Source organism: Devosia sp. ZB163, assembly GCF_028613635.1.
Classification (GTDB): Bacteria; Pseudomonadota; Alphaproteobacteria; order Rhizobiales; family Devosiaceae; genus Devosia_A.
Map to the genome: position 1 here is coordinate 575,625 of NZ_JAQRMY010000002.1, position 19,516 is coordinate 595,140.

The following is a 19,516-nucleotide window of genomic DNA, read 5'->3' on the forward strand; positions in this document are numbered from 1 at the left end:
AGCGCCGCCGACCCGATTAGGGCAGGCGGCGCCTCAATTCGGCCGGAAGGGTTAACCGGATACTGCCGGAAGCCGGGAAATCCAGTCCCCGATCCGGGTAAGGTTGCCGCCGAGCTTGGCATGGCCAAGCGGTCTCAGCCCGTCGACGAGCTCGTCCAGCGCCGGGTCCGGCTGGTGGCGGAGCAGGGGCTCCACCCAGGCGAGCATGAAGGGCTCGACTTCCTGCTTGCCGGTCTGGAACGTCTGCTCGACGCCGTTGATCTTCTGGACGATCGACGGGTCGGCGAGGGCGGCCAGGCTGAAGCCGGCGATGCGCGCGAGGTTTCCGTCACAGGCGGCATATCCGTCATAGCCGGTGGCCTTGAGCAGGTCGGCCGTGACCACCAGCGGCGCGGTGGCATGGAGCTGGTAGTTCAGCGCCTTGTCGGCCCGGTTCATTTCGAGCGGCAGGCTGCCATCCGGGGCGGCCTGGCAGGCGACGAGCTCGAAGCTCTCCCTTGCCCAGTCGAGCGACGCAGCGTCGCCGTCGAGGCGGCCGATGGCTGCCGAAGCCAGCCCGGCCCAGGCGCGGAGGTTGTTGCGGCTGGCATTGCGCGGTGCCTCGGTGTCGAAGAACGCCCGCATGTCGGCGCCCGCATCGGAAAGCCAGTCGACCACCCGGGCACGCTTGACGGGATCGAGCGCTCCCACGGTTTCGGCCTGGAGCAGCGCGATGGCTATGCCGGCATAGCGCGCCGGGATGGCGAGCTCGACATTGGCCGTCTCTAGGTTGGTCAGCGCCCCGGCGGCGGCCCACTGATCGAGCCAGTCTAGGACGCAGGACGCCCGGTTCGCGTCGGCGTTCACGAGCGCCGTGTTCGCCATCTTCATCAGCTCGCCGATGAACTTCTCGACCGGCTGCAGGGCCTTGTCGACGTCGGCGTTCGAAGTCTCGTCGATGTCGGAGCGGGTCTTGCTGTCGTCGGTGTAGCGCGAACCGAAGCTGACGGCGATCACCGGCGAGGGGACCTCGGGGCAGGCGAAGGGTTTCTCCTCGGCGCGGGGAGCCGTCGCGCAGAGGAGAAGCGTCATCGCCATCGCGATGCCAAAAGGAGTGTGCATCTCAGTTCTCGACTGCCATTGATGTCAGGAGCTGCTGCGCCTCGGTGTTGCCGAGCCCGGCCGCGTCTTTCAGCAGCACCGTGGCCTGCTGGATCGAAGGCTCGATGCCGATGCCCATGGCGTAGGCCTTGGCGAGTTCGACCATGGCCGGCGCGTCGCCCGCCTCAGCCGCCCGCTTCAGCCATGAGCTGGCATCACGCGCCTCGGTCACGGTCGTGCCCGTCTGGCGCAGGTAGAGCGCCAGTTCGCGCATCGCCACGGCATCGCCCGAGGCGGCAGCGGCGGCATAGCGGGCCGACCAGTCGACCTCGTCCATCACCGCGGTCATGATCGCCGGAGGGGCTTTGAGTACCTTCTCGCGGATCTTGCTGAGGTCGGCGACCGGCGCGTCGTCGATCATGCGCTTGAACATCGCCACCGCCTTGGTGGGCGCGTAGTCCTCGCTGTCGGGGTCGGCATAGATCTTCACCAGCCGGCTTACCGCCGTGTCGTCGCCCAGTGCCACCGCCTGGTCGAACAGCTCGACGGCGGTCTTGGCCCGCTCCTCGCCGCCCATCGCCATGTAGCGGTCGGCGATCGCCGTGTGGCGCCAGCCGTCGTCGCCCGCGAGCCGCAGGCTGACCTCGAGCCAGTGCTCGGTCTCGGCGTCGTCTGCCGTGGCAACGAAGGCGCCAGCCAGCTTGATCGTGTTCTCGAAGGTGCAATCCACTACGCTGGCGGCGCGGTACAGGTAGTCGTGCCGCTGCGCCTCGTCCTTGGTGTTGGACGCGGCAAAGATCAGCGCGTCCGCGTCGCCGCGATCCTCGATGGCCTGATGGTACTGCGCCAGGAGGTCGGCGTCGGTGACGCCCTCGGACTGCATGATCGGCAGCAGGCGGAGGATGGCCTCGCCGGAGCCCATCTGCGCTGCTTCGGTCAGGTAGCCGATGGCTTCCGTCCGCCGCTCCGCATCGCTGGGGAAGTAGTCCAGCAGCACCGAGCCGAGATCTACGGCCGCACGCGGCAGACCCTCTTCACGGGCCCGCTTCAGAGCGGCGATGGTTTCCTCGATCACCTCGGGCGTGGGGGTGACGGTCAGGCGGTGCCGTGCCAGAGCGTCGACGGTCGCCGGCACCGGGTCGATGCGGGACTGCCAGAACGCCAGCATCTCGGGGCTGGCGCCGTTGCGCCCGAGATAATCGAAATAGTAGGCCACCGAGTTCGGTCGACCGTAGAGCGCATGGGTCTGGAGCTTGGCCAGCGAGATCGGATCGGCACTCGGATCGAGCGCGCCGATGTCGTCGGAATCCATGAACTCGGTCGAGTTGCCCGCTGCGTCTTCGGTGCGCTGCCAGAAGCCGGCGAGGCGCATATCCGCACCCTCCGGCGCACGGCAGAGGTAGGCCTGCCGCAGGTCGGTCATCGGGTCGATTTTGCCGGCATTGGTCACGGCGAAGCCGAGCAGTTCGGTCGCCCGCTCGAACAGGCCCGGCTCGTCGCGATGACGCAGCAGGATGAAGGCCAGTTCCTGCGCGGAGTCGGCGTCTTCGAGCGCCACGCCCTTTTCGAGCAGCGCCTTGGCCTCGGCTTCTCCGGCCCAGCGGCCCTTGTCGGTCAGCACGAGCTTGGCGAGCTTGGAGAATGCCCAGCCCGGCGGCTGCGACATGCCGACGAGCTCGGTGAGGCGCGCCTGGTAGGCCTGCTTCTTTTCCGGGATCGACTGCTCCTTCTCGAGCAGCGTCACCAGCCGGAACAGCGCGTTGCGGCTGCCGAGGTCGGACGCTTGGGCATAGAGCGCCTCGGCCCTGTTCTTGTCTTCTGGTACGAGAGCGCCGGCTTCGTAGAGCTTGCCCAATTCCACCTGCGCCGCGGCGACGCTGCGGTCCGATGCGAGGTTCAGGTACTTCAGCAGGCTGTCGTTGTTCTTGACGATCAGCTCGCTCTCGAGGTGGAGCTGCGCCACTTTCCAGGCCGCACTGGCGTCACCGAGATCGGCGGCGAGCCGCAGCCACTGCTCGGAGATGTTGTGGTCCTGCTTGACCACGAGGCCCTTGGAATACTCGCGGGCGATGCGGCCGATGCGGTCGCAGATGTCGGCGTCGAGCTTGCCCACGAGCGCGCCGAACGCCATCGTCACGGCGAGCTTGGGATCGAGCTCCCAGCCCGGCACCTGTTCGCCGTCGATGTTCATCGAGGCGAGGCGGAGCAGGGCATCGGCATTGCCGCCCATGGCCGCGCGGGTGAGGTAGCCGAGACCCTTCTCGCGGTCCTTCTTCACCACCAGCCCGTCGATGTAGAGCGTCGAGAGCAGGTTGAGCGCCTTGGGCGCGAGGCTGTCGGCATTGGTCTCCAGCCCTGCGATGACGCCGGTGTCGCGCAGCTGCGGCACCTTGCCGGCCTTGAGGTAGAGGTTGATCCGGTCGATCGAGGTGTCCGGCACCTTGGGCGCCGGCATCTTGCCAACGATCGCCAGCATCTTGTCGACCAGCTCGAAGTTGCCGGTCGGGTTGAGGTCGCGCAGGCGCCGCGCGTCGCGCAGCACCAGCTCCGGATCGCCCTCGGGCACGGAAGCTCCGTCCCACGCCTGCCAGCGCGCCACCACGTCGGGATCGGCCTTCTTGGCAACGCAGACTTCCTGCGCCGGGATCTCCGGCGGCAGGAAGGTCACATCGACAGGCGCCGCGACAGCGGCAGACACGAGACCTGAGCCGAGCAGCAGGGCAGTGGCGAGGCGGGGGACGAATGAGGGCATCTCAGCCTCCGATTGGCGCGATTACTGCGCGCGGAAGAACGCGTTCTCGACGGCGGCAGCAGTGTAGGTGCCGTTCGAGCCGGTGAAGACGATGGAGACGCCGCCGCGGCGTTTGAGGTCGAGCGCGGCCACGGTGGCGACTGCCTCGCCGTCGGCCTGCACTTCGAAATCGAGCGTCAGCGGCGCCTTGAGCGCGACCGACTTGCCGGTGTCGCCAGCCACGGCTTCGATGGCCTTGGTCTTGGCCGCGGGCACGAACAGGTCGACGCTGGCGAGGTCGGAGAGGTTGTAGAAGTAGACGGTCGCCTTGCTCGGATCGGAGGCCGGATCGTCCTGCAGCACCAGCGGCTCGCCTTCGACGCTCCAGGCATAGGTGTAGTAGGCGCCGGGCGAGGTGGAGACCGAGCCGGAGACGTCGCCGGCCGAGACCGCGATATCGCCCGGCTGCACGTTCACATAGGGCGAGAGGCCGTCGGTGATGTCGTCGACAGTCGCGCCGTTGACCACGGCCACCGCGGCACCCGGCACCAGCACGCGCACGAAGGCGGAGTTCGGATCGACCGGGGCGTCGTACAGCCCGTCATCCTGCGCCATCGCCATCGGCGTGGCGCCGAGCAGCAGCAGGGTGGTCAGTGTGATGAGTTTGGGGGTTGAGCGCAGCATCTGGCTCTCCTTCCTAGGTGTTGCACAGGGAGATCGCCGCCTTCTCTTCCGAGAGGCGATCGAACGTGATGGAGACCTTCGACAGTTCGAGGCTGTCGAGGGACTCGAGCGGGATGAAGAACCGGCCGGTGCCGCGGAAGCGGTCGCCACGGTGGACTTCACGCGTGAAGGTGCGGCCGTCGGTGCTCTCGAAGTTGAGCACCACGTCGCGGCTGCCATCGTCACCGGCATCGGCGAGCAGCACCTGGTTCGGCGCGATCGGCGTGCCGGTGAGGTCGGCTTCGTAGAGGCCCTTCGCCCTGTCGACGACTGGCGCGTTGCCGACCGGCTGGCAGTCGTTGCGGGCCGCGGCGATCAGCTCGGTGAGCGAGCCGGTGCCGAACTGGGCGAGGTTGTTGTAGATCGGGTTTTCCCACACGAGGAATTTCGGCCGGTTGGCCTGGAATTCGCGCGAGGTGAGGTACGAGGTGATGGCGCCGAACTGGTTGCCGCCGGTGATCGCCATGTTGGCGACCGGCAGGCTCGCGTACTGGGCGAGAAAGCCCGAGAAGTTCGGGACCAGTGCATCGGAGAAGCTGGTGCCGACCAGCGCGATCTCGTCGTTGGTTGCGCCTTCCTCGGCGCCGCCGCTATCGCCGAAGATATCGAGGCTGGCGTCGGCACTGGCGACTTCCACCGTCTCGTAGGAGGTGCTGATCACCGGGGGCAGACTCTCGACGCAATAGGCCTGCAGCGTGCGGCGCATGCCGGAGACGGCCAGCTCGGCGCCGGTGGCCCTGGTCTCGTAGGTGACCGGCGTCACGTCGGCATAGGCCGGCAGCTGCTTGATCGTACCGCCGATGGTCTTTGCGGCGGTTTCGGCGCCGCGCGAGGTCCAGTGGAAGTCGGACTTGAAGAACGGCGGATCGTTGCCATCGGTGGTGCGGAGCGCCGAAAGCAGGTCGACCGCGATCACACCCTTGGCGTTGAGCCGCGCCACCTGGTCCTCGTAGACGGCAACCGCGACGTCCTCGTCGAAGCCGAAGAGCCGGGCTTCGTCGGGGAGGAAGGTCGGCAGCGTCACGCTCTTGGTCGGGATCGGCACGTAGAGCATGGTCGTGCCGTGCGCCTTCAGCGCCTCGGCGAGCTTGCCCATCTGCGTGGTCGTGTCCTCGGTGAACGGATGCTGCATGCGCAGGTCTGCGAAGATGCGGAAGAAGAACCCGTCGCGGCCTTCGACCGAAGGGAGGGTGGGGTTGTCCTCCAGATGCTTGCAGCCGAAGGCCGAGTTGGCGGCGAGGGCCGGGCTGGCGGAAAGCAGGGCAGCGAGGGCCGCGCCCAGCAGCAGGGACTTGTTCATGGCCAAGGTCCTCATTGCAGTGTCTCCGTGGAGGCGGTGAGCTGTGGGTCGAGCGTGCGGAGGATGTTCTCCGCCATCGTTCGGATGTTGAGGGTTTCGGAGGTGGCGGCGATCCGGAGGTAGCCGCGGGCCTTGTCGATCTCGTCGGCGTCCGGTGTGCCCGAGAGCAGCTCGAAGGCGAGGTCCAGCGCCGCCTTGCTGTCGCCGGCTTCGGCCGAGGTGACGAGCAGGGTATCGGCGCGGGCGGGATCGAGCCCCAAGGGCTTGCCCTTGCGGTACATGGCGATGAGCGCGTCCCGGGCCACGGCATCGCCATCGGCGGCCAGCCGCTCGAGCTGCAGCTGGGCCGAGGCCCGATCCTCGAAGGAGGACAGCACCGCTCCGCCGTTGAGCACCCGGATCAGGGGGCGGAGGGCCGACGAACGGCCGTTCTCGAGCGCAAGCATGTAGTAGCGGGCAGCCGTGCCGAGCGTCTCGGGATCGTTGTCGGCCTCGATCCGCTTGGCGAGGTAGAACTGGGCGAGGTCGTCGCCGGAGTCGGCGAGCGTCTCGAGTTCCTTGTAGCTGACCTCCGCGCCGGCGATCACGCGGTTGCGGATCTCCTTCATCGGATCGACCGGCCTGGCCTGGCGGAGCTTCGACCCTTTCTGGCCCTGCTTGCAGGGACCCGGCACCATGGGGCCGGAGCGTTCCGAGTCACTCGAGAGCGACGCCGGCACGCGCACCATGCAGGTTGCGCTGACCGCCGGCGTTGCGATCGCAACGCCTGTCGCAACGAAGGCTGCGAGCGAGAGCGCGCGGATCATTCGGTCGCCTCCTCGTTCCAGAGCTTGGTCTGGCCGAGGTAGCGCACCGGGAACTCCCAGATCACCACTTCGGGCGGGGTGTCGCGCAGCGTGTCGCTCTTGAGCAAGGCGCGCATCGGCGCGATCGGGCCCTTGCCCTCTTCGGCGAGGTTCAGCACGTCCGAGCCAAGCGCGACCTTGAGGCTTTCGCCGAAGCTCCACTGCGCGTTGGCGCTGTAGCTGGTGCCGGTGAGGACGAACGGGATGGAGGAGGGTCCGAAGATGTCGGCGGGCGCGGCCTCATGGGGGGCGATGGCCTCGCGCGGCACGACAGTCTCCGGACCCAGACCGACGAGAGGTGCCAACCCGCCGGTAACGGTGAACTTCGAGAGGTCGCCTTCGCGCTCGACGGGAGCGGTATCGGCGATGGTGTAGGCGGCATCGCGCCTGCCGAGGGCTGCCCCCACCGCATCCGCCACCACCTCGGCGCCGAGCGGCGTCCAGTGGGTGTCGGTGGTGAGGAAAAGCGGGCCCTCGGCCTTGGCCTCGAGCAGCGGGGCGCGGGTCTCGATGCTGCGGATGCCCGCACGGTCGAGGACCGTGAGGAAATCTCCGTAGAGTCGCTCGAGATCGGTCGGGATCGCCGCGTAGCTCACATGCTCGCGGTAGATGTCGGCCTTGGCCGGCAGCGGCACGACGACGAGTTCGATGCCCAGCGCCGCCAGCTGGTCGCGGATCGCCGTGACGCCGGCCGCGGCCTCGGCGAGATCGGGCGTGCGCATCAGCGTCGCCTCGAACTCCTCCTTCGAGAACAGCCAGCCGTCCTCGCCGACTACCACACCCGGACGTCCTTCGCGGAACGCGAGGTACCGGGCGGCGCCCATCGCGTCGACCGAAGGCAGCCGGTGCGGCATGATCTTCTTGTAGTAGGTGTCGATCTGATGGGCCGCTTCGCCGCTGAGATAGGCCGAGGCGGTCCTGGGCATCTCGGCGATGTCGCGGCCGAGCCCGGTGACGAACTCGTAGTTGGCGACGACCGCGTAGCCGAGGAACAGCACCGGCAGCGCGAAGGCGGGCGCAACCGAGGCGAAGGTCTTGGCGGTGATGTTGGATTCAAAGGTCATTTCCGGCCTCAGAACTGGAAGTAGAGGAAGGGCGAGTAGGTCTGCTCGGCGAGCCGCATCAGGCAGAAGATCGCCAGCGCACTGAGGGCGCCCGCCTTGACGAGGCTGGTGGCGGCAGCTGTCGCGGTGCCGTCGGCGTTGACGGTGATCTGCGGCTCCCACAGGTGGCGCATGCGCGGTTCGGCAATACAGATGGCGATCGCGATGGCGAGCATGGTCATCGCCTCGCGGCTCACCATCCAGGCCACTTCCGGGCGGATGCCGATGCCGTTGAAGCCGAACATGCCGGCGTACATCTGGAACGCCTGGCCCACGTCGGGGGCGCGGAACATCACCCAGCCGAGGACGACGGCGACGAAGCAGAGCGGCAGGCTCCACCAGTAGTTCTGCGCGGTCTTGTCGAAGCCGGTGAGCCGCTCGACGACGAGGATGCCGCCGTGCCAGACGCCCCACAGGATGAAGGTGAAGGCAGCGCCGTGCCACAACCCGCCCAGCAGCATGACGAGGAACAGGTTGATGTAGGTGCGGACCGTGCCCTTACGATTGCCGCCCAGCGAGATGTAGAGGTAGGTGCGCAGCCACGTGCTGAGCGAGATGTGCCAGCGCCGCCAGAACTCGGTGATCGAGCGGCTGATGTAGGGCATGTTGAAGTTCTCGGCGAAGCGGAAGCCGATCATCAGCGCCAGCCCGATCGCCATCGCCGAATAGCCGGCAAAATCGAAGTAGAGCTGCATCGTGTAGGCGAGGGCGCCCAGCCAGGACTCGACCACAGTCGGGTTCGGCGCCGAGAACATGGCGTCGGCGAGCGGCGCGACGGGGTCGGCGATCAGCACCTTCATGGAGAGGCCGATCAGAAACCGCTGCCAGCCGGCGTTGAACAGCTCCCAGGTGTGCTCGCGCTTCTCGAACTGCGGCGCGAGATCCTTGTAGCGCAGGATCGGACCGGCCACGAGCTGCGGGAACAGCGCGAGGAAGGCGGCGAAGTCGATGATGTTGCGCGAGACCTTGGCGTCGCCGCGATAGACGTCGACGAGGTAGCTGATCGAGTGGAAGACGTAGAACGAGATGCCGATCGGCAGCAGCAGCTGCCAGTGGATGCCGAGTGCGTCCGGCGTCGTGCCCCAGAGGGAAGCGAAGCTGTCGACGAAGAAGTTGAGGTACTTGAACACCCCCAGCACCAGGAGGTGCCCGGTGACGCCGATGGCGACGAACAGTTTTGCGCGCGGGGTGCCCTGGTACTTCTCGACGAGGATCGAGAAGACGTAGGCCCACAGCGTATTGGCGCACAGCAGCACCAGGAAGTCGAAGCGCCACCAGCCATAGAACAGGTAGGACTCGAGCAGCAGCGTCAGGTTCCGGTACTTTGGCGGCGTCAGGTAGTACGCGGCGAGGAAGAGGGGCAGGAACAGGAAAAGGAACGTCTCGGACGAAAAGACCATCAGGCATCTCCCTCGAAGGTACAGCTGGTGGGACGCAGGGCGCCGGTGGGTGTGAGCTTGGCGCCGGCCTTGAGCTGCAGGCCGTCGATGATCGTCGGCGTGCTGTCGGTGGCGCTGAGGTTGAAGAACCGATCGGTGAACTGCACCAGCTCGCCATCGAGCAGGCGCGGTGCCTGGCCGGTGAAATCGTTCATGGCGAACTGCAGCCGCGCCGTGGTCGAGCCCTTGATGCCGACGCGGTTGCCGTCGAGCTCGTTCGACGCGATCTCGATCACCCCGTAATCGGGCTGGTGCGTCACGCTGATCCCGGCATTGCCGTTGTCGATCAGCCGGTTGGCGCTGACCCTGAGCCCGGCGCTGTCGCGGACCGCGAGGCCCGACTGGGCGTTCTGCAGCAGGAGGTTCCCGGCGACGTCGATGCAGTCGGCCGAGGTGATGGAGACGCCGGAGCGCTTGCTGCCGGCGATCAGGTTGTCCTCGATCCTGAGGTTGGCGGCGCCCGCGTCGGCGAAGATGCCATTGAGCCCGGCGTCGATGACGATGTTGCCCGAGACCTCGACCGCGATTGCCCCGCCGGTAACCTTGATGCCGTGGGTAGCGGGGCCGGCGAGGACGACGTTGCCGCGGGCGGCGATATCCTTGCCGCCGTTGAGCAGCAGCGCGGGGCCGGAGGAGGGGCCGAACACGTTGCCATCGACGATTGCCTCGTCGGCATCGACCAGCGCGAGGGAGCCGACATTGTCGAAGCGGCTGTCGCGCACCACCGAGGGCGAGGGGTTGGCGTAGAAGCCGCCTTCGAGAATGGTGACCCCGGTCAGCGGCGGGAACAGCCCGTACCCGAGATCGGCAAACGTCATCCGCTCGAGCCTGGCGCTGCCCGAGAGCGCGACCACGACGAACGGGTTGAAATCCTTGAGGCGCGGGTTGGGTTCGCCCGTTCCGGCGATCCCGGCGGCATTGCCGACGAGGTTCCCCGATGCGAGGAGGAAGGCGCCGGAGGAGCGATCGAGCAGCAGAGTTTCGCCCGGCTGCAGCGATAGCGTCGCGCCGTTCCACACCGCGATCGGCAGGTGGGCGACATAGCCGGCTTCGGTCTTGTCGATCAGGCCGGCAAGCCCGGCCGCGGTAACCGTTTCATGGAGCTGCGCGAGGCTGGTGACGCCGGCTTCGACCAGCAGCACTTCCGGCTTCGCCTGCGCCTGCCGAAGGGCCACGTGATAGTTGGCGCCTGCCTGCAGCGCGAGCTGGCTCAGCACCAGGTCGATCGAGACGACGCTGACCTTCGCCCCGCCGAGTGCCGGTTCATTGGCAGGTTTCGGCTCGGCTGCCGCATAGCTGAATCCGAGAGGCGCGGCCGCCGACTGGAGGTCGGTGGCAGGACGGCCGGCCTCGACCATCGCCGCAAGGGCGGCGACGGTCTTTTCGTAGGCGAGGGTCCGCGCGTAGTCAGCCCCCGTGGCGGCCCAAGGGAGAGAGCATGCCGCGGCGGCAAGACCTGCGCAGACCCACGCCCTACGCATGTTCGCGGCTCCCGTCGGCGACCGCTGCGAGTTCCAGCAGCGGTGTGAGGTGCGTCAGGGGGCCGTCCACATGGCAGGCGACCTCGATGACCTGCATCGGGCCTGTGCCGTCATTGATAACGTCGGCGGTCTGTTCCGGGCCGATCTCGAAGGTGGCGCCGGCGCGGATCTCGCGGCGGCGACTGCCCATGTGCAGCATGCCGCCACCGGAGGCGACGACCATCAGTCGCCGGAACTCCGAGCCGCTCTCCACTGGCAGCGTCGCGCCGGGGTTCACTGTGAGATGGCGGAGCATGTAGCCGGCGCCGGAGGCGAGCTTGCCCTGCTTGCCCCAGTCCGTGGCGCCGACCGAGTGGTCCTCGGCCTCGCGGCGGTTCTGCGCCTTGAGCTGCTCGACGATCGTCTTGACGTTCTGCGACTGGTCGCGCGTCGTCACCAGCAGCGCGTCGTGGGTATCGACCACCACGAGGTTGTCGACGCCGACCACGGCGACCAGCCGGTCCGAGCCGCGGACATAGGTGTCGCGCGAGTTGACCATCATCACGTCGCCGCTGACGACGTTGTTGTCCTCGGACTTCTTGCCGATGGTGTGGAACGCCGCCCAGGCGCCCACGTCGTCCCATTCGACATCGGCCGGCGCCAGCGCGACGGACCTCGACTTCTCGAACACCGCCCGCTCGGTGGGGAGGCTCTCGGCCGAGCCGAAACTCGCTTCCTCGAGCAGCAGGGCCCCGTCCTCGTTCCGGGCGTTGGCCAGCGAGGCGCTGACGGCGCCGAAGGTCACCGGATCGAACCGGCGATACTCCTCGATCACCGTGTCGGCCCGCATCAGCGAGATGCCCGAGGCCCAGTAGGCGAGGCCGGTCTCGATCAGCGACTGCGCGGTCTGCGCGTTGGGCTTTTCGATGAACTTCTCGGCCCGGTGCACGCCGCGATAGTTCGAGAACTCGCCGCCATCGATGATGTAGCCGTAGCCCGTCTCGTTGTAGCGCGGCTTGATGCCGAACGTGACGATCAGGCCGTCCATCGCCGCCTTGTGCGATTCCCGGATACGCGAGTTGAGGTCGCCCTCGATCACGTGGTCGGACGGGCAGATCAGCATCACCGCGTCGGGATCGGTGCGGGCGATCAGCAGCGCTGCAGAGAGCACCGCCGGCCCGGTATTGCGCGCCACCGGCTCGGCGATGATCCGCGCATTGCGCTGTACATCGCGAAGCTGGCGACGGACCGTGCCCAGGTGCCCGCTGGCGACCGACACCACGGGATCGTGGAACAGTTCGCCCCGGTGCCGCTGCACGGTGGTCTGGAAGAAGGTGATCGAGCCCTCATGGTCGATCGGCTGGAACTGTTTCGGTTGCTGGCTGCGGGACAACGGCCAAAGCCGCGTACCCACGCCTCCGCAAAGCACGACTGGATGGATGGCGTTCATCTTAGTGGCCCTCGTTCGCCGGTCCGTTGAAGGAGAAGAACCGTCCCACCGCCGCCAGCGGGTCGGATTTGATCAGCACGTCGACCGGCGACCCCACGGTGCTCGGGTTGAGCGCAGTGGCCGGCACGAGCGTGACCGGGATTGCCGTGCCGTCCGTGGCACTCCGCAGCAGTCCCGGCAGTTCCTTGGCATCGAGCGTCGCGGTGGTGACGGCGCCGCTCGGCATGTGCACCTCGGCATGGGCGCCGGAGGCGAGTGCCCTCAGCCCGTTGCCGTCGACCTTCGAAGAGATGACGACCGGTGCCTCCTTGGGCGCGACGGTCATCACGGTGTCGCCGGCCAGCACCGTGGCGCCGCCCTGGGCCGAGCCGGGTGCGACGACGCAGTCGCACGGCATCGATACGGCGAGCACTTCGCCCGAGGTGGTGCGGATGGCGAAGGCGATCTCGCCCTTGGTCGCGGCAGGATTGACGAAGTCGAGCTGGCCCGGGCTGATGGCCCTGAGGTCCATGCCATCAAGCGTGATGGTGGAGAGACTGGTGACCGGCAGCACGAACAGCCGCTCGTAGAGCTTCACGCCAACGAAGCCGACCAGCAGCAGGCCGAGGCCGGCGAAGGCGCCCCAGCGGATGCCGGTCATGATGCCCTGTGTGGCCGACGGCTTGGCGTTCGGTGCCTCGCTGCGCGCCCTCTCCGGCCTGTCGGCGGTGCGGATCAGCCCGTCGACCCCGACGAGTTCGCCGCCGACGACGGAGTTGAGGATGTAGCGCAGCTGCGGCAGGTGCGGGCCGGTGGGCTCGAGGAAGCGCAGCGTCACTGTGCCGGCTTCGGGGGAGCCGGCGCCGATCGCAGCGTCCACCGGCAGGCTGATGGCGTAGCCGGGGAAGTTGAACACCAGCGTCACCAGCTGCACGCGGCCGTGCAGTTGCGGGTCGATCAGCCCGGTGGCTTCCGCCCCGACGATGCTGAGCGCGTGGCCCTGGAAGGAGCGGCCGTTGATGATGACGTTGAACGGCAGCCGGATGACCGGGTGTTCGCCGTGCACGGCGGGTTCGGCCGCCACCGGGGCAGGCGAGGCGCTTCTCGTGGCTTTTGGTTTGTCGAGTTCTGCATGCGCTTCGGTCATTGCTGGTGAGCCCTCAGTTGGCATGGATCGGGAAGGGGCTGAGGAGCCCCGTGACGAAGATCACTCCGGCGACCAGCAGGCCCAGGGCGAGCACGTGCATGTAGCTGGAGCTGATGGCGCGGACCCGCCCCGCGCGGCCGGCGCTGTTGTTCACGCTGGTCGCCGACTGGCGGGTCCAGCGCTGGCGGTCGAGGCGGAACATGACCGAGGTCTTGATCGCGGCGCCGAACAGCTGGCCGAAGTAAAGCAGGAACGGGTAGGTGATCGGGAACGGGCCGCCGAAGCTGGCGAGCAGCCAGCAATAGGCGTAGCGGGTGGCCATCACCCAGGCGATGTAGGCGACCGCGATCAGCGGATCGACGAACACCGAGAAGAGCACGATGCCGACCGGCGCCGTCAGCGTCGTCCACATCGAGACGCGCTGGTCGAGGATCGACCACCAGGCGAAGGGTCCGATTCTCGTCGGCGACAGTGCCAGGGCCCGGCCATTGGTGCGCAGCATGTTACCGAACCAGCGGCGCATCAGCGTGACGGCGCTCTCGATGAAGCCGGGCTTGGGCTGGGTCTCCATCGAGACGCAGGCGACGTCCGGCAGGTAGGCCATCTCGTAGCCGTGCTTGAGCAGCCAGAACCAGGTCGACTTGTCGTCGCCGGTGAGGAACTTCACCCGGCCCAGGCGCCAGTGATCGATGTAGTCCTGCTCGACCGAAGCGATGAACTCGGGGTTGGTGGCGAGATCGGCGCGGAACACCGACATGCGGCCGGTGAGGGTCAGCACGCGGCGGCCGAGCGCCACCGCCGACATCATCATCTGGCGCTGGGTGAAGCGCAGCTTGAACCAGTCGCGGAACAGCGGGGTGTCGTCGATCTCGGCGCGCTCGTGCGTGGTCAGTGCCCCGACCTTGCCGTTGGCGAAGAACGGCGCGGCGCGCTCGACGATGTCCTCGGGGATCTGAGTGTCGCCGTCGATCAGCAGCACGACGTCATCGGCGCTGGGATAGCGGCGGGCGATGGAGCGCAGCGAGGTGGCGAGCGCGTCGCGCTTGCCGGTGCCGTCGATGCGATCGATGACAACCTCGACGGTGTTGGTGCCGGCGAGAACCTGTGCAGCGACGGCGCGGATCAGCCGCTCGTCGGCGAGATCGACCACCGAGGCGACGACCGTCGAGCCGCCGGGGGAGCGCCGGGCTGCCAGAAAGATCGAGCGGTAGACGCGCGAGGTGATCGCGGCCTCGATCTTGTAGCTGGTGGCGAGGAAGAAGGCGTGCGCCGGCCGCCTGGCGGCGTAGAGCGCCTCGGCGGCAGCACGCCGCCGAGGATAAGCGATGCGGATGTAGACGTGCGCACGCACGAAGTTGACCAGCGCCCAGCTGTAGCGCCAGAGCCCGATCACCCCGAGGGTGAGGAACACCCCGGCGCCGCCCGAGAAGGCGGATGCCGGTACGGTGCTGGCGATGGCCGCGGCCGAGAGGACGTAGATGGCGTGCGCAAAGGGGTTCATGGCGACTACCAGCAGATGCCTTCGTAGGTGCCGTTGGAGCGCAGCGAGGCGTTGATGCGCGTCAGGTCGACCAGCGAGCGGTACTCGCTCACCGCGTTGAGCGGCGCGATGGTCTCCTCGTAGCGGTTGCCCACGAGGATCACATCGGAGGACGAGATCAGGTCCTCGATCCTGCCGACGAGGCGGGCCGGCAGGTCCGGCACCACGTCGTTGCCGCGACCCATGGCGCTGACCCCGCCGGCGACGGCCTGCGAGACGTAGGGGTCATAGACGCGGAGCTCGAGGCCCTTGCTGATCAGCCGGCTCGCAAGTTCCGCCAGCGGGCTTTCGCGCAGGTCGTCAGTACCGGGCTTGAAGGCGATGCCGACGAGGCCCACCGACTTGGCGCCGGAGTTGGCGACCATGGTCTCGGCCCGGTCGATCTGCGCCGCATTGGCGACCAGCACCGAGTCGAGGAGTGGCGAGGAGACGCCCTTCTTCGCGGCGAGATGCTGTAGCGCACGGACGTCCTTGGGCAGGCACGAGCCGCCGAAGGCGAAGCCCGGCTTCATGAAGTAGGGCGAGATGTTCACCTTGGTGTCGGCGCAGATGAGCTTCATCACCTGCTGGCCGTCGACGCCCGAGGCCTTGGCGATGTTGCCGATTTCGTTGGCGAAGGTGACCTTCACGGCGCGCCAGGAATTGGACGCATACTTCACCGCCTCGGCGGTCTTCAGCGTCACCACGTGCGAAGGCACGGGCATCTCGGCGTTGATGTCCTTGAGGATCTGCGCGGTGCGGTCTTCGAGCGCGCCGAAGACGATCAGGCCCGGATCGTAATAGTCGGCGATCGCCGTGCTCTCGCGCAGGAACTCGGGGTAGTAGCCGACGCCGAACCCCTGGCCGGCGACCATGCCGCTCGCTTCCTCGAGCACCGGGATGCAGGTCTCGTCCATGGTGCCGGGCACGATGGTCGAGCGGATGATCACCGAATGGAAGCTCTGCTTGTGGCGGATCGCCTGGCCGATGTCGGCGCAGACACCCTTCACGTATTTGAGCCCGACGGCGCCGGTCTCGTCGCTCGGCGTGCCGACGCAGACGAAGCTGGCGTCGGTATCGAGCACGGCCTGCTGGCCGTCGGTGGTGGCACGCAGCCGGCCCGACGCCACGGCGCGGGCGATGATCTCGTCGAGCCCGTTTTCGACAATGGGGGAGAGCCCCGCATTGACGGCGTCGACCTTTGCCGGATCGAGGTCGACTGCGATCACCTCGTGACCGTCGTCCGCGAGGCAGGCGGCGGACACGACCCCGACATAACCGATTCCAAAGACGCTGATTTTGGCCACAACAGTTCTCTTTTCCGAAGTGTGAGCAGTATCGTTCTCGCCGAAGGGCGAGTTGTATTGAGTAGCGACGTGTACAGAACAGCGAGCTAGAAGCTCATTGGCCCCGTTCCGCTAAGTGGGTGCATTCGTACTCTCCACCGCTGGAGTTTCGACGCAGGCACTTAGTTTGCCGGCATTCTTGCCGAGGGACGGAGATGCTTTCCGTCCGATGCATGAAAGCCTGTTCGTTGGCCCTGAAGCTGAGAAGCAATGGCGATTCATAGGAGCTATGCGTACAGCGCATAGCTTCGCTACTTCTCGCATCTGCGACGTTGGGATGAGTGCGTCATCCAATCGCAGGCGGCGCGCGGGCCTGGCGAGGGCGCGGCTTTGTACGACACCGGACGGAAGAGTGTCCGGATTACGGCAAAACCTTGCCTTGCCTCCATGCTCACGGCCGCGTGATCAAAAACTAGGCAGTTTTTGCTCTTTTGGGGACGTGACATCCGGATGACAGCGGCAGCAGCGCTGACCCGATTGGACTCCCGCCCGGCCGGCGCAAAATCTGCTGTTTCCTGCTGTTTCCGGGGATTTAGTTCGAGTCTTTAAGTAATCGCACGGGATCCCCGCCGGGATTCGTTAGGTGTTTGTGGGCAGTTGCAGCCCGCACGGGAGCGCCGGGGTTCAGCCGCGCTTTTGCCGTCGTTGAGCGAAAGGATTCGCATGGGCAGAATCGGAGGGCACCCTTCGGTTCATTGTTGCCTGGCGTCTCACGCGCCAGCGCTTGGGTAAAAGAACGGGTCTATCGATTGTCAGGTACCGGAAGCAGCAGCCGGCCATTGGTCCTCGTTGTCGAGGATGAACCCATGATCATGTTGGGGGCGGTCCAGCTTTTCGAGACGGCGGGGTTCGAGGCCCTCGTCGCCTTCAGCTCGGACGAAGCCGTCGCGCACCTCGAGGGGCGCGGAGGCATCGTGGTCGCATTCATAGAGTATGACGTGCCAGGCACGCTCGACGGCCCGCAACTGGCCGAGACGGTGCGCAACCGCTGGCCCACCGTCGAAATCATCGTCGTCTCGCGCCCACGCATCGGCCACGCGCCGGACCTGCCGCTCGGGGCGCGCTATTTCGAGAAGCCCTACACGCACTCCGAAATCAACCGCGCTCTCGAAGAGCTCGGGCTGACGGGGGAACTGCCACGCGCCAGGACGAACTTGCCGCCGCGCGGGTGACAACGTTAGCGAGACTGCGAGCCGAGGCTCCGGCCCGGCTCGCTCCCGCTATGGGAATGGCGCGAGGAAGCTGTCGGGCAGGGGGACCCGGTTCTTGTTGACCACTGTCACCGGGCGCGCTTCGAATACGACCTCGCCCGGCTTGTACAGGAAGGCCCCGTCCTTGCCGACCAGCGAGCCCATCGAGAACTTTCGCGCCGCCTCCCACTCCCCGTCGGCCGCCACGAAATCGGTGAACAGCACGATCTGCTCGTCATTGGAGCGCATGTAGTCGAGCAGGGGAATCGCGTCGCCAAGCGCGTCGCGCCGGCCGACCCAGTCGACGCAGCGGCGGAACATCTTGGGGTCGAAGCACTTCGAGCGGAAGGCGCCCGAAGAGTTGTCGTCCCGGTCGCCGTCGCGCATGGACGCAGTCGTCCAGAGTTCGGGTTCGAAATCGCGCAGCTGGCTCGAGACATTGTTCCTGAGGGGCGACTTGCGTTCGCCGCCCGTGCCGTGACCGGCGAACAGTTCCGTCAGCCGCCGCATCTCGTCGATCGCCATGCTGCCGTAGAAGGAGCAGAAGGCGAAGCCGCGGGCGAGCGCATGATCGTTGAGGACGATCTCCTGCCCGTTCCTCGTGACCGTGACGTAGCCGACGACCCGGCCATAGACGTCCACCGCACCATTGATGCTGTCGGCGAGGATCTTGAGCTTGGCGTCTACGAGAACCTCGGGGTTGGCGGAATCGAAGGCGCCGACGCCGAGGGCCGTCCGGAGGCCGGTCGCGAACTGGTCGGTGCACAGCTTGCCGTAGGGCTGCCGGTGCGACTTCTGCCGGGTGACGTGCTTGGCGATCCACCTTGCATAGTCGCCATCGAACATGCCTTCCCGGAAGTTCGAGGCGTAGTGCGTTTCCGGAGCATCGATGCCTTGCAGGCGCACCGACAGGTACTTCCCGCCGGAATTGCGCATGATCGAGCGGAATCGTTCCTCGCCGGGGCGGTTGTCGTCGGGCTGGAAGGTCCCGCCTTCGGTGAAATACGCCGCCACGTTGACCGGCGCAGTGTCGGAGACGTAGGTGGCGGTGGTCAGGTCGGGGATGAACTGCAACGTGTCGACATCGGACTCGCCATGCGGCCAGTACTGGAAGATGTCGACCTTGCCGGAGATTTCTACGAACCCCATGCAATGCTCCTGATATTGTTCCTGGCGCGACCAAGGACTTCCAACAAAGTCCGGTCGGCGCAAAAAACTACGCATCCCCGCGAAGGGACGATTTTCAAGGCACTAGGATTGGATAAGGATGCACGGTTACTTTGAGGTCGAAAGTAACCGATTTCGCTGCCGCTGCAATAGCTGACGATGCACATGATCCCCAACCGCGGCGCAAAGCAGCGTCGCGCAGCAATCAAGCAAATGAGGGGGAATTGGCTCCGCGAGTAGGACTCGAACCTACGACCCAGCGGTTAACAGCCGCTTGCTCTACCAACTGAGCTATCGCGGAACACGGAGCACCTTGTGCAAGGCAGCGCCCGTGTAGCGGGTTTGGTTTCCTTTGCCAAGCACGAATTTCACGCTGGCGGAACTCTGTCCAAAACAGCGGCGCGGCGCTGCATTTCATCGAGCTCGGCCGGGGTGTTGATGTTGGCGAACGGGTCGCCGCGGGATGCGGCCGGCCACTCGAGTGTGACCGAGTTCACGCGCGCCGCCAGCGACTTCAGGCTCCGCGGCGCGGTGCCGGCGAGCACCTGCCGGGGCAGGTCGAGAAAGCTCCGCACCCGCCACACCGAGTTGGTGGGGTAGAGCTGCCCCTCATACGCGGCCAGTGCAGCGTCGGCCGTTCCCAGGGCTCCGACGAGCCGCTCCACATAGTCGGGCGGGAGGAAGGGCGCATCGACAGCGGCGCACACGACAAGGTCGGGTGGAGTGGGCTCGGACGCCAGGAAGCTCAGGGCGCCGGCAAAGCCGGCGAGGGGGCCGCCGTAGTCGGTGGGCAGGTCGGGCACCGGCTGCATTCCTTTGCCGAGGTGCAACTTGTCGGGAGCGATTCCCCCATGGGCCACGAGCAGCTGGTCGCAGCCTTCGAAGCGCGCTGCCACGCGGTCGAGCAGGCGCACGCCGCCCACGACGAGTTCCGATTTGATCGCGCCACCGAGCCGCTCGCCGCGACCCCCGGCCAGGATGAGCCCGGTTATCCGGGGGCGTTCTGGTGTCTGCATTGCAGCACCTCATCCCGGCAG

The 19,516-nt window shown here is 66.8% G+C and carries 15 protein-coding genes and 1 tRNA gene; 1 reads left to right on the forward strand and 15 read right to left on the reverse strand.

Annotation, left to right across the window (positions count from 1 at the left end; all coding sequences use genetic code 11):
• Positions 1-51 precede the first annotated feature (51 nt).
• From PRN20_RS10985 to PRN20_RS11040, 12 genes are read right to left on the reverse strand one after another with little or no spacing between them, the layout of a single operon-like run.
• Positions 52-1,101: an alginate lyase family protein gene (locus PRN20_RS10985; protein ID WP_273957392.1), complete on the reverse strand. Its 1,050-nt coding sequence runs from the start codon at positions 1,099-1,101 to the stop codon at positions 52-54.
• A 1-nt stretch (position 1,102) separates the two neighbouring features.
• Positions 1,103-3,832, reverse strand: a complete 2,730-nt coding sequence (locus PRN20_RS10990; RefSeq protein WP_273957394.1) for a tetratricopeptide repeat protein — start codon at positions 3,830-3,832, stop codon at positions 1,103-1,105.
• Positions 3,833-3,853: 21 nt separating this feature from the next.
• Positions 3,854-4,495 (reverse strand): alginate O-acetyltransferase AlgF, encoded by a 642-nt coding sequence (locus tag PRN20_RS10995; protein ID WP_273957395.1) that lies wholly within the window; start codon positions 4,493-4,495, stop codon positions 3,854-3,856.
• Positions 4,496-4,508: 13 nt separating this feature from the next.
• A complete protein-coding gene (locus tag PRN20_RS11000; RefSeq protein WP_273957396.1) occupies positions 4,509-5,834 on the reverse strand; it encodes an alginate O-acetyltransferase AlgX-related protein in 1,326 nt (441 codons plus the stop codon).
• Positions 5,835-5,845: 11 nt separating this feature from the next.
• Complete coding sequence (locus PRN20_RS11005) at positions 5,846-6,640, reverse strand: hypothetical protein (RefSeq protein ID WP_273957397.1); 795 nt, start codon at positions 6,638-6,640, stop codon at positions 5,846-5,848.
• On the reverse strand, positions 6,637-7,743 hold the full coding sequence (locus PRN20_RS11010) for an alginate O-acetyltransferase AlgX-related protein (RefSeq protein WP_273957398.1): 1,107 nt from the start codon (positions 7,741-7,743) through the stop codon (positions 6,637-6,639). Before PRN20_RS11010 ends, PRN20_RS11005 begins: the two co-directional genes overlap by 4 nt.
• A gap of 8 nt (positions 7,744-7,751) precedes the next feature.
• Entirely contained in the window at positions 7,752-9,182 is a 1,431-nt protein-coding gene (locus PRN20_RS11015; protein WP_273957399.1) for an MBOAT family O-acyltransferase, read from the reverse strand.
• The gene (locus PRN20_RS11020) at positions 9,182-10,702 is read right to left on the reverse strand and encodes a right-handed parallel beta-helix repeat-containing protein (protein WP_273957401.1); all 1,521 of its coding nucleotides are present in this window, start codon (positions 10,700-10,702) and stop codon (positions 9,182-9,184) included. Before PRN20_RS11020 ends, PRN20_RS11015 begins: the two co-directional genes overlap by 1 nt.
• The gene (locus tag PRN20_RS11025) at positions 10,695-12,131 is read right to left on the reverse strand and encodes a mannose-1-phosphate guanylyltransferase/mannose-6-phosphate isomerase (RefSeq protein ID WP_273957402.1); all 1,437 of its coding nucleotides are present in this window, start codon (positions 12,129-12,131) and stop codon (positions 10,695-10,697) included. The genes PRN20_RS11020 and PRN20_RS11025 overlap by 8 nt, the downstream gene beginning before the upstream one ends.
• A 1-nt stretch (position 12,132) precedes the next feature.
• Complete coding sequence (locus PRN20_RS11030; protein ID WP_273957403.1) at positions 12,133-13,257, reverse strand: hypothetical protein; 1,125 nt, start codon at positions 13,255-13,257, stop codon at positions 12,133-12,135.
• Between the two features lie 13 nt (positions 13,258-13,270).
• A complete protein-coding gene (locus PRN20_RS11035; protein WP_273957404.1) occupies positions 13,271-14,758 on the reverse strand; it encodes a glycosyltransferase in 1,488 nt (495 codons plus the stop codon).
• 5 nt (positions 14,759-14,763) lie between these two features.
• A complete protein-coding gene (locus PRN20_RS11040; RefSeq protein ID WP_273957405.1) occupies positions 14,764-16,083 on the reverse strand; it encodes a nucleotide sugar dehydrogenase in 1,320 nt (439 codons plus the stop codon).
• 818 nt (positions 16,084-16,901) lie between these two features.
• Here PRN20_RS11040 and PRN20_RS11045 point away from each other — a divergent pair.
• The gene (locus tag PRN20_RS11045; protein ID WP_273957406.1) at positions 16,902-17,294 is read left to right on the forward strand and encodes a response regulator; all 393 of its coding nucleotides are present in this window, start codon (positions 16,902-16,904) and stop codon (positions 17,292-17,294) included.
• 48 nt (positions 17,295-17,342) lie between these two features.
• On the opposite strand, the gene PRN20_RS11050 is transcribed toward PRN20_RS11045, so the two are convergent.
• From PRN20_RS11050 to mobA, 3 genes are all read right to left on the reverse strand, one after another.
• Entirely contained in the window at positions 17,343-18,461 is a 1,119-nt protein-coding gene (locus PRN20_RS11050; protein WP_273957407.1) for a hypothetical protein, read from the reverse strand.
• 243 nt (positions 18,462-18,704) lie between these two features.
• A tRNA-Asn gene (locus tag PRN20_RS11055) sits at positions 18,705-18,780 on the reverse strand.
• Positions 18,781-18,847: 67 nt separating this feature from the next.
• The gene (gene mobA / locus PRN20_RS11060; protein WP_273957408.1) at positions 18,848-19,495 is read right to left on the reverse strand and encodes a molybdenum cofactor guanylyltransferase; all 648 of its coding nucleotides are present in this window, start codon (positions 19,493-19,495) and stop codon (positions 18,848-18,850) included.
• Between the last annotated feature and the right edge of the window lie 21 nt (positions 19,496-19,516).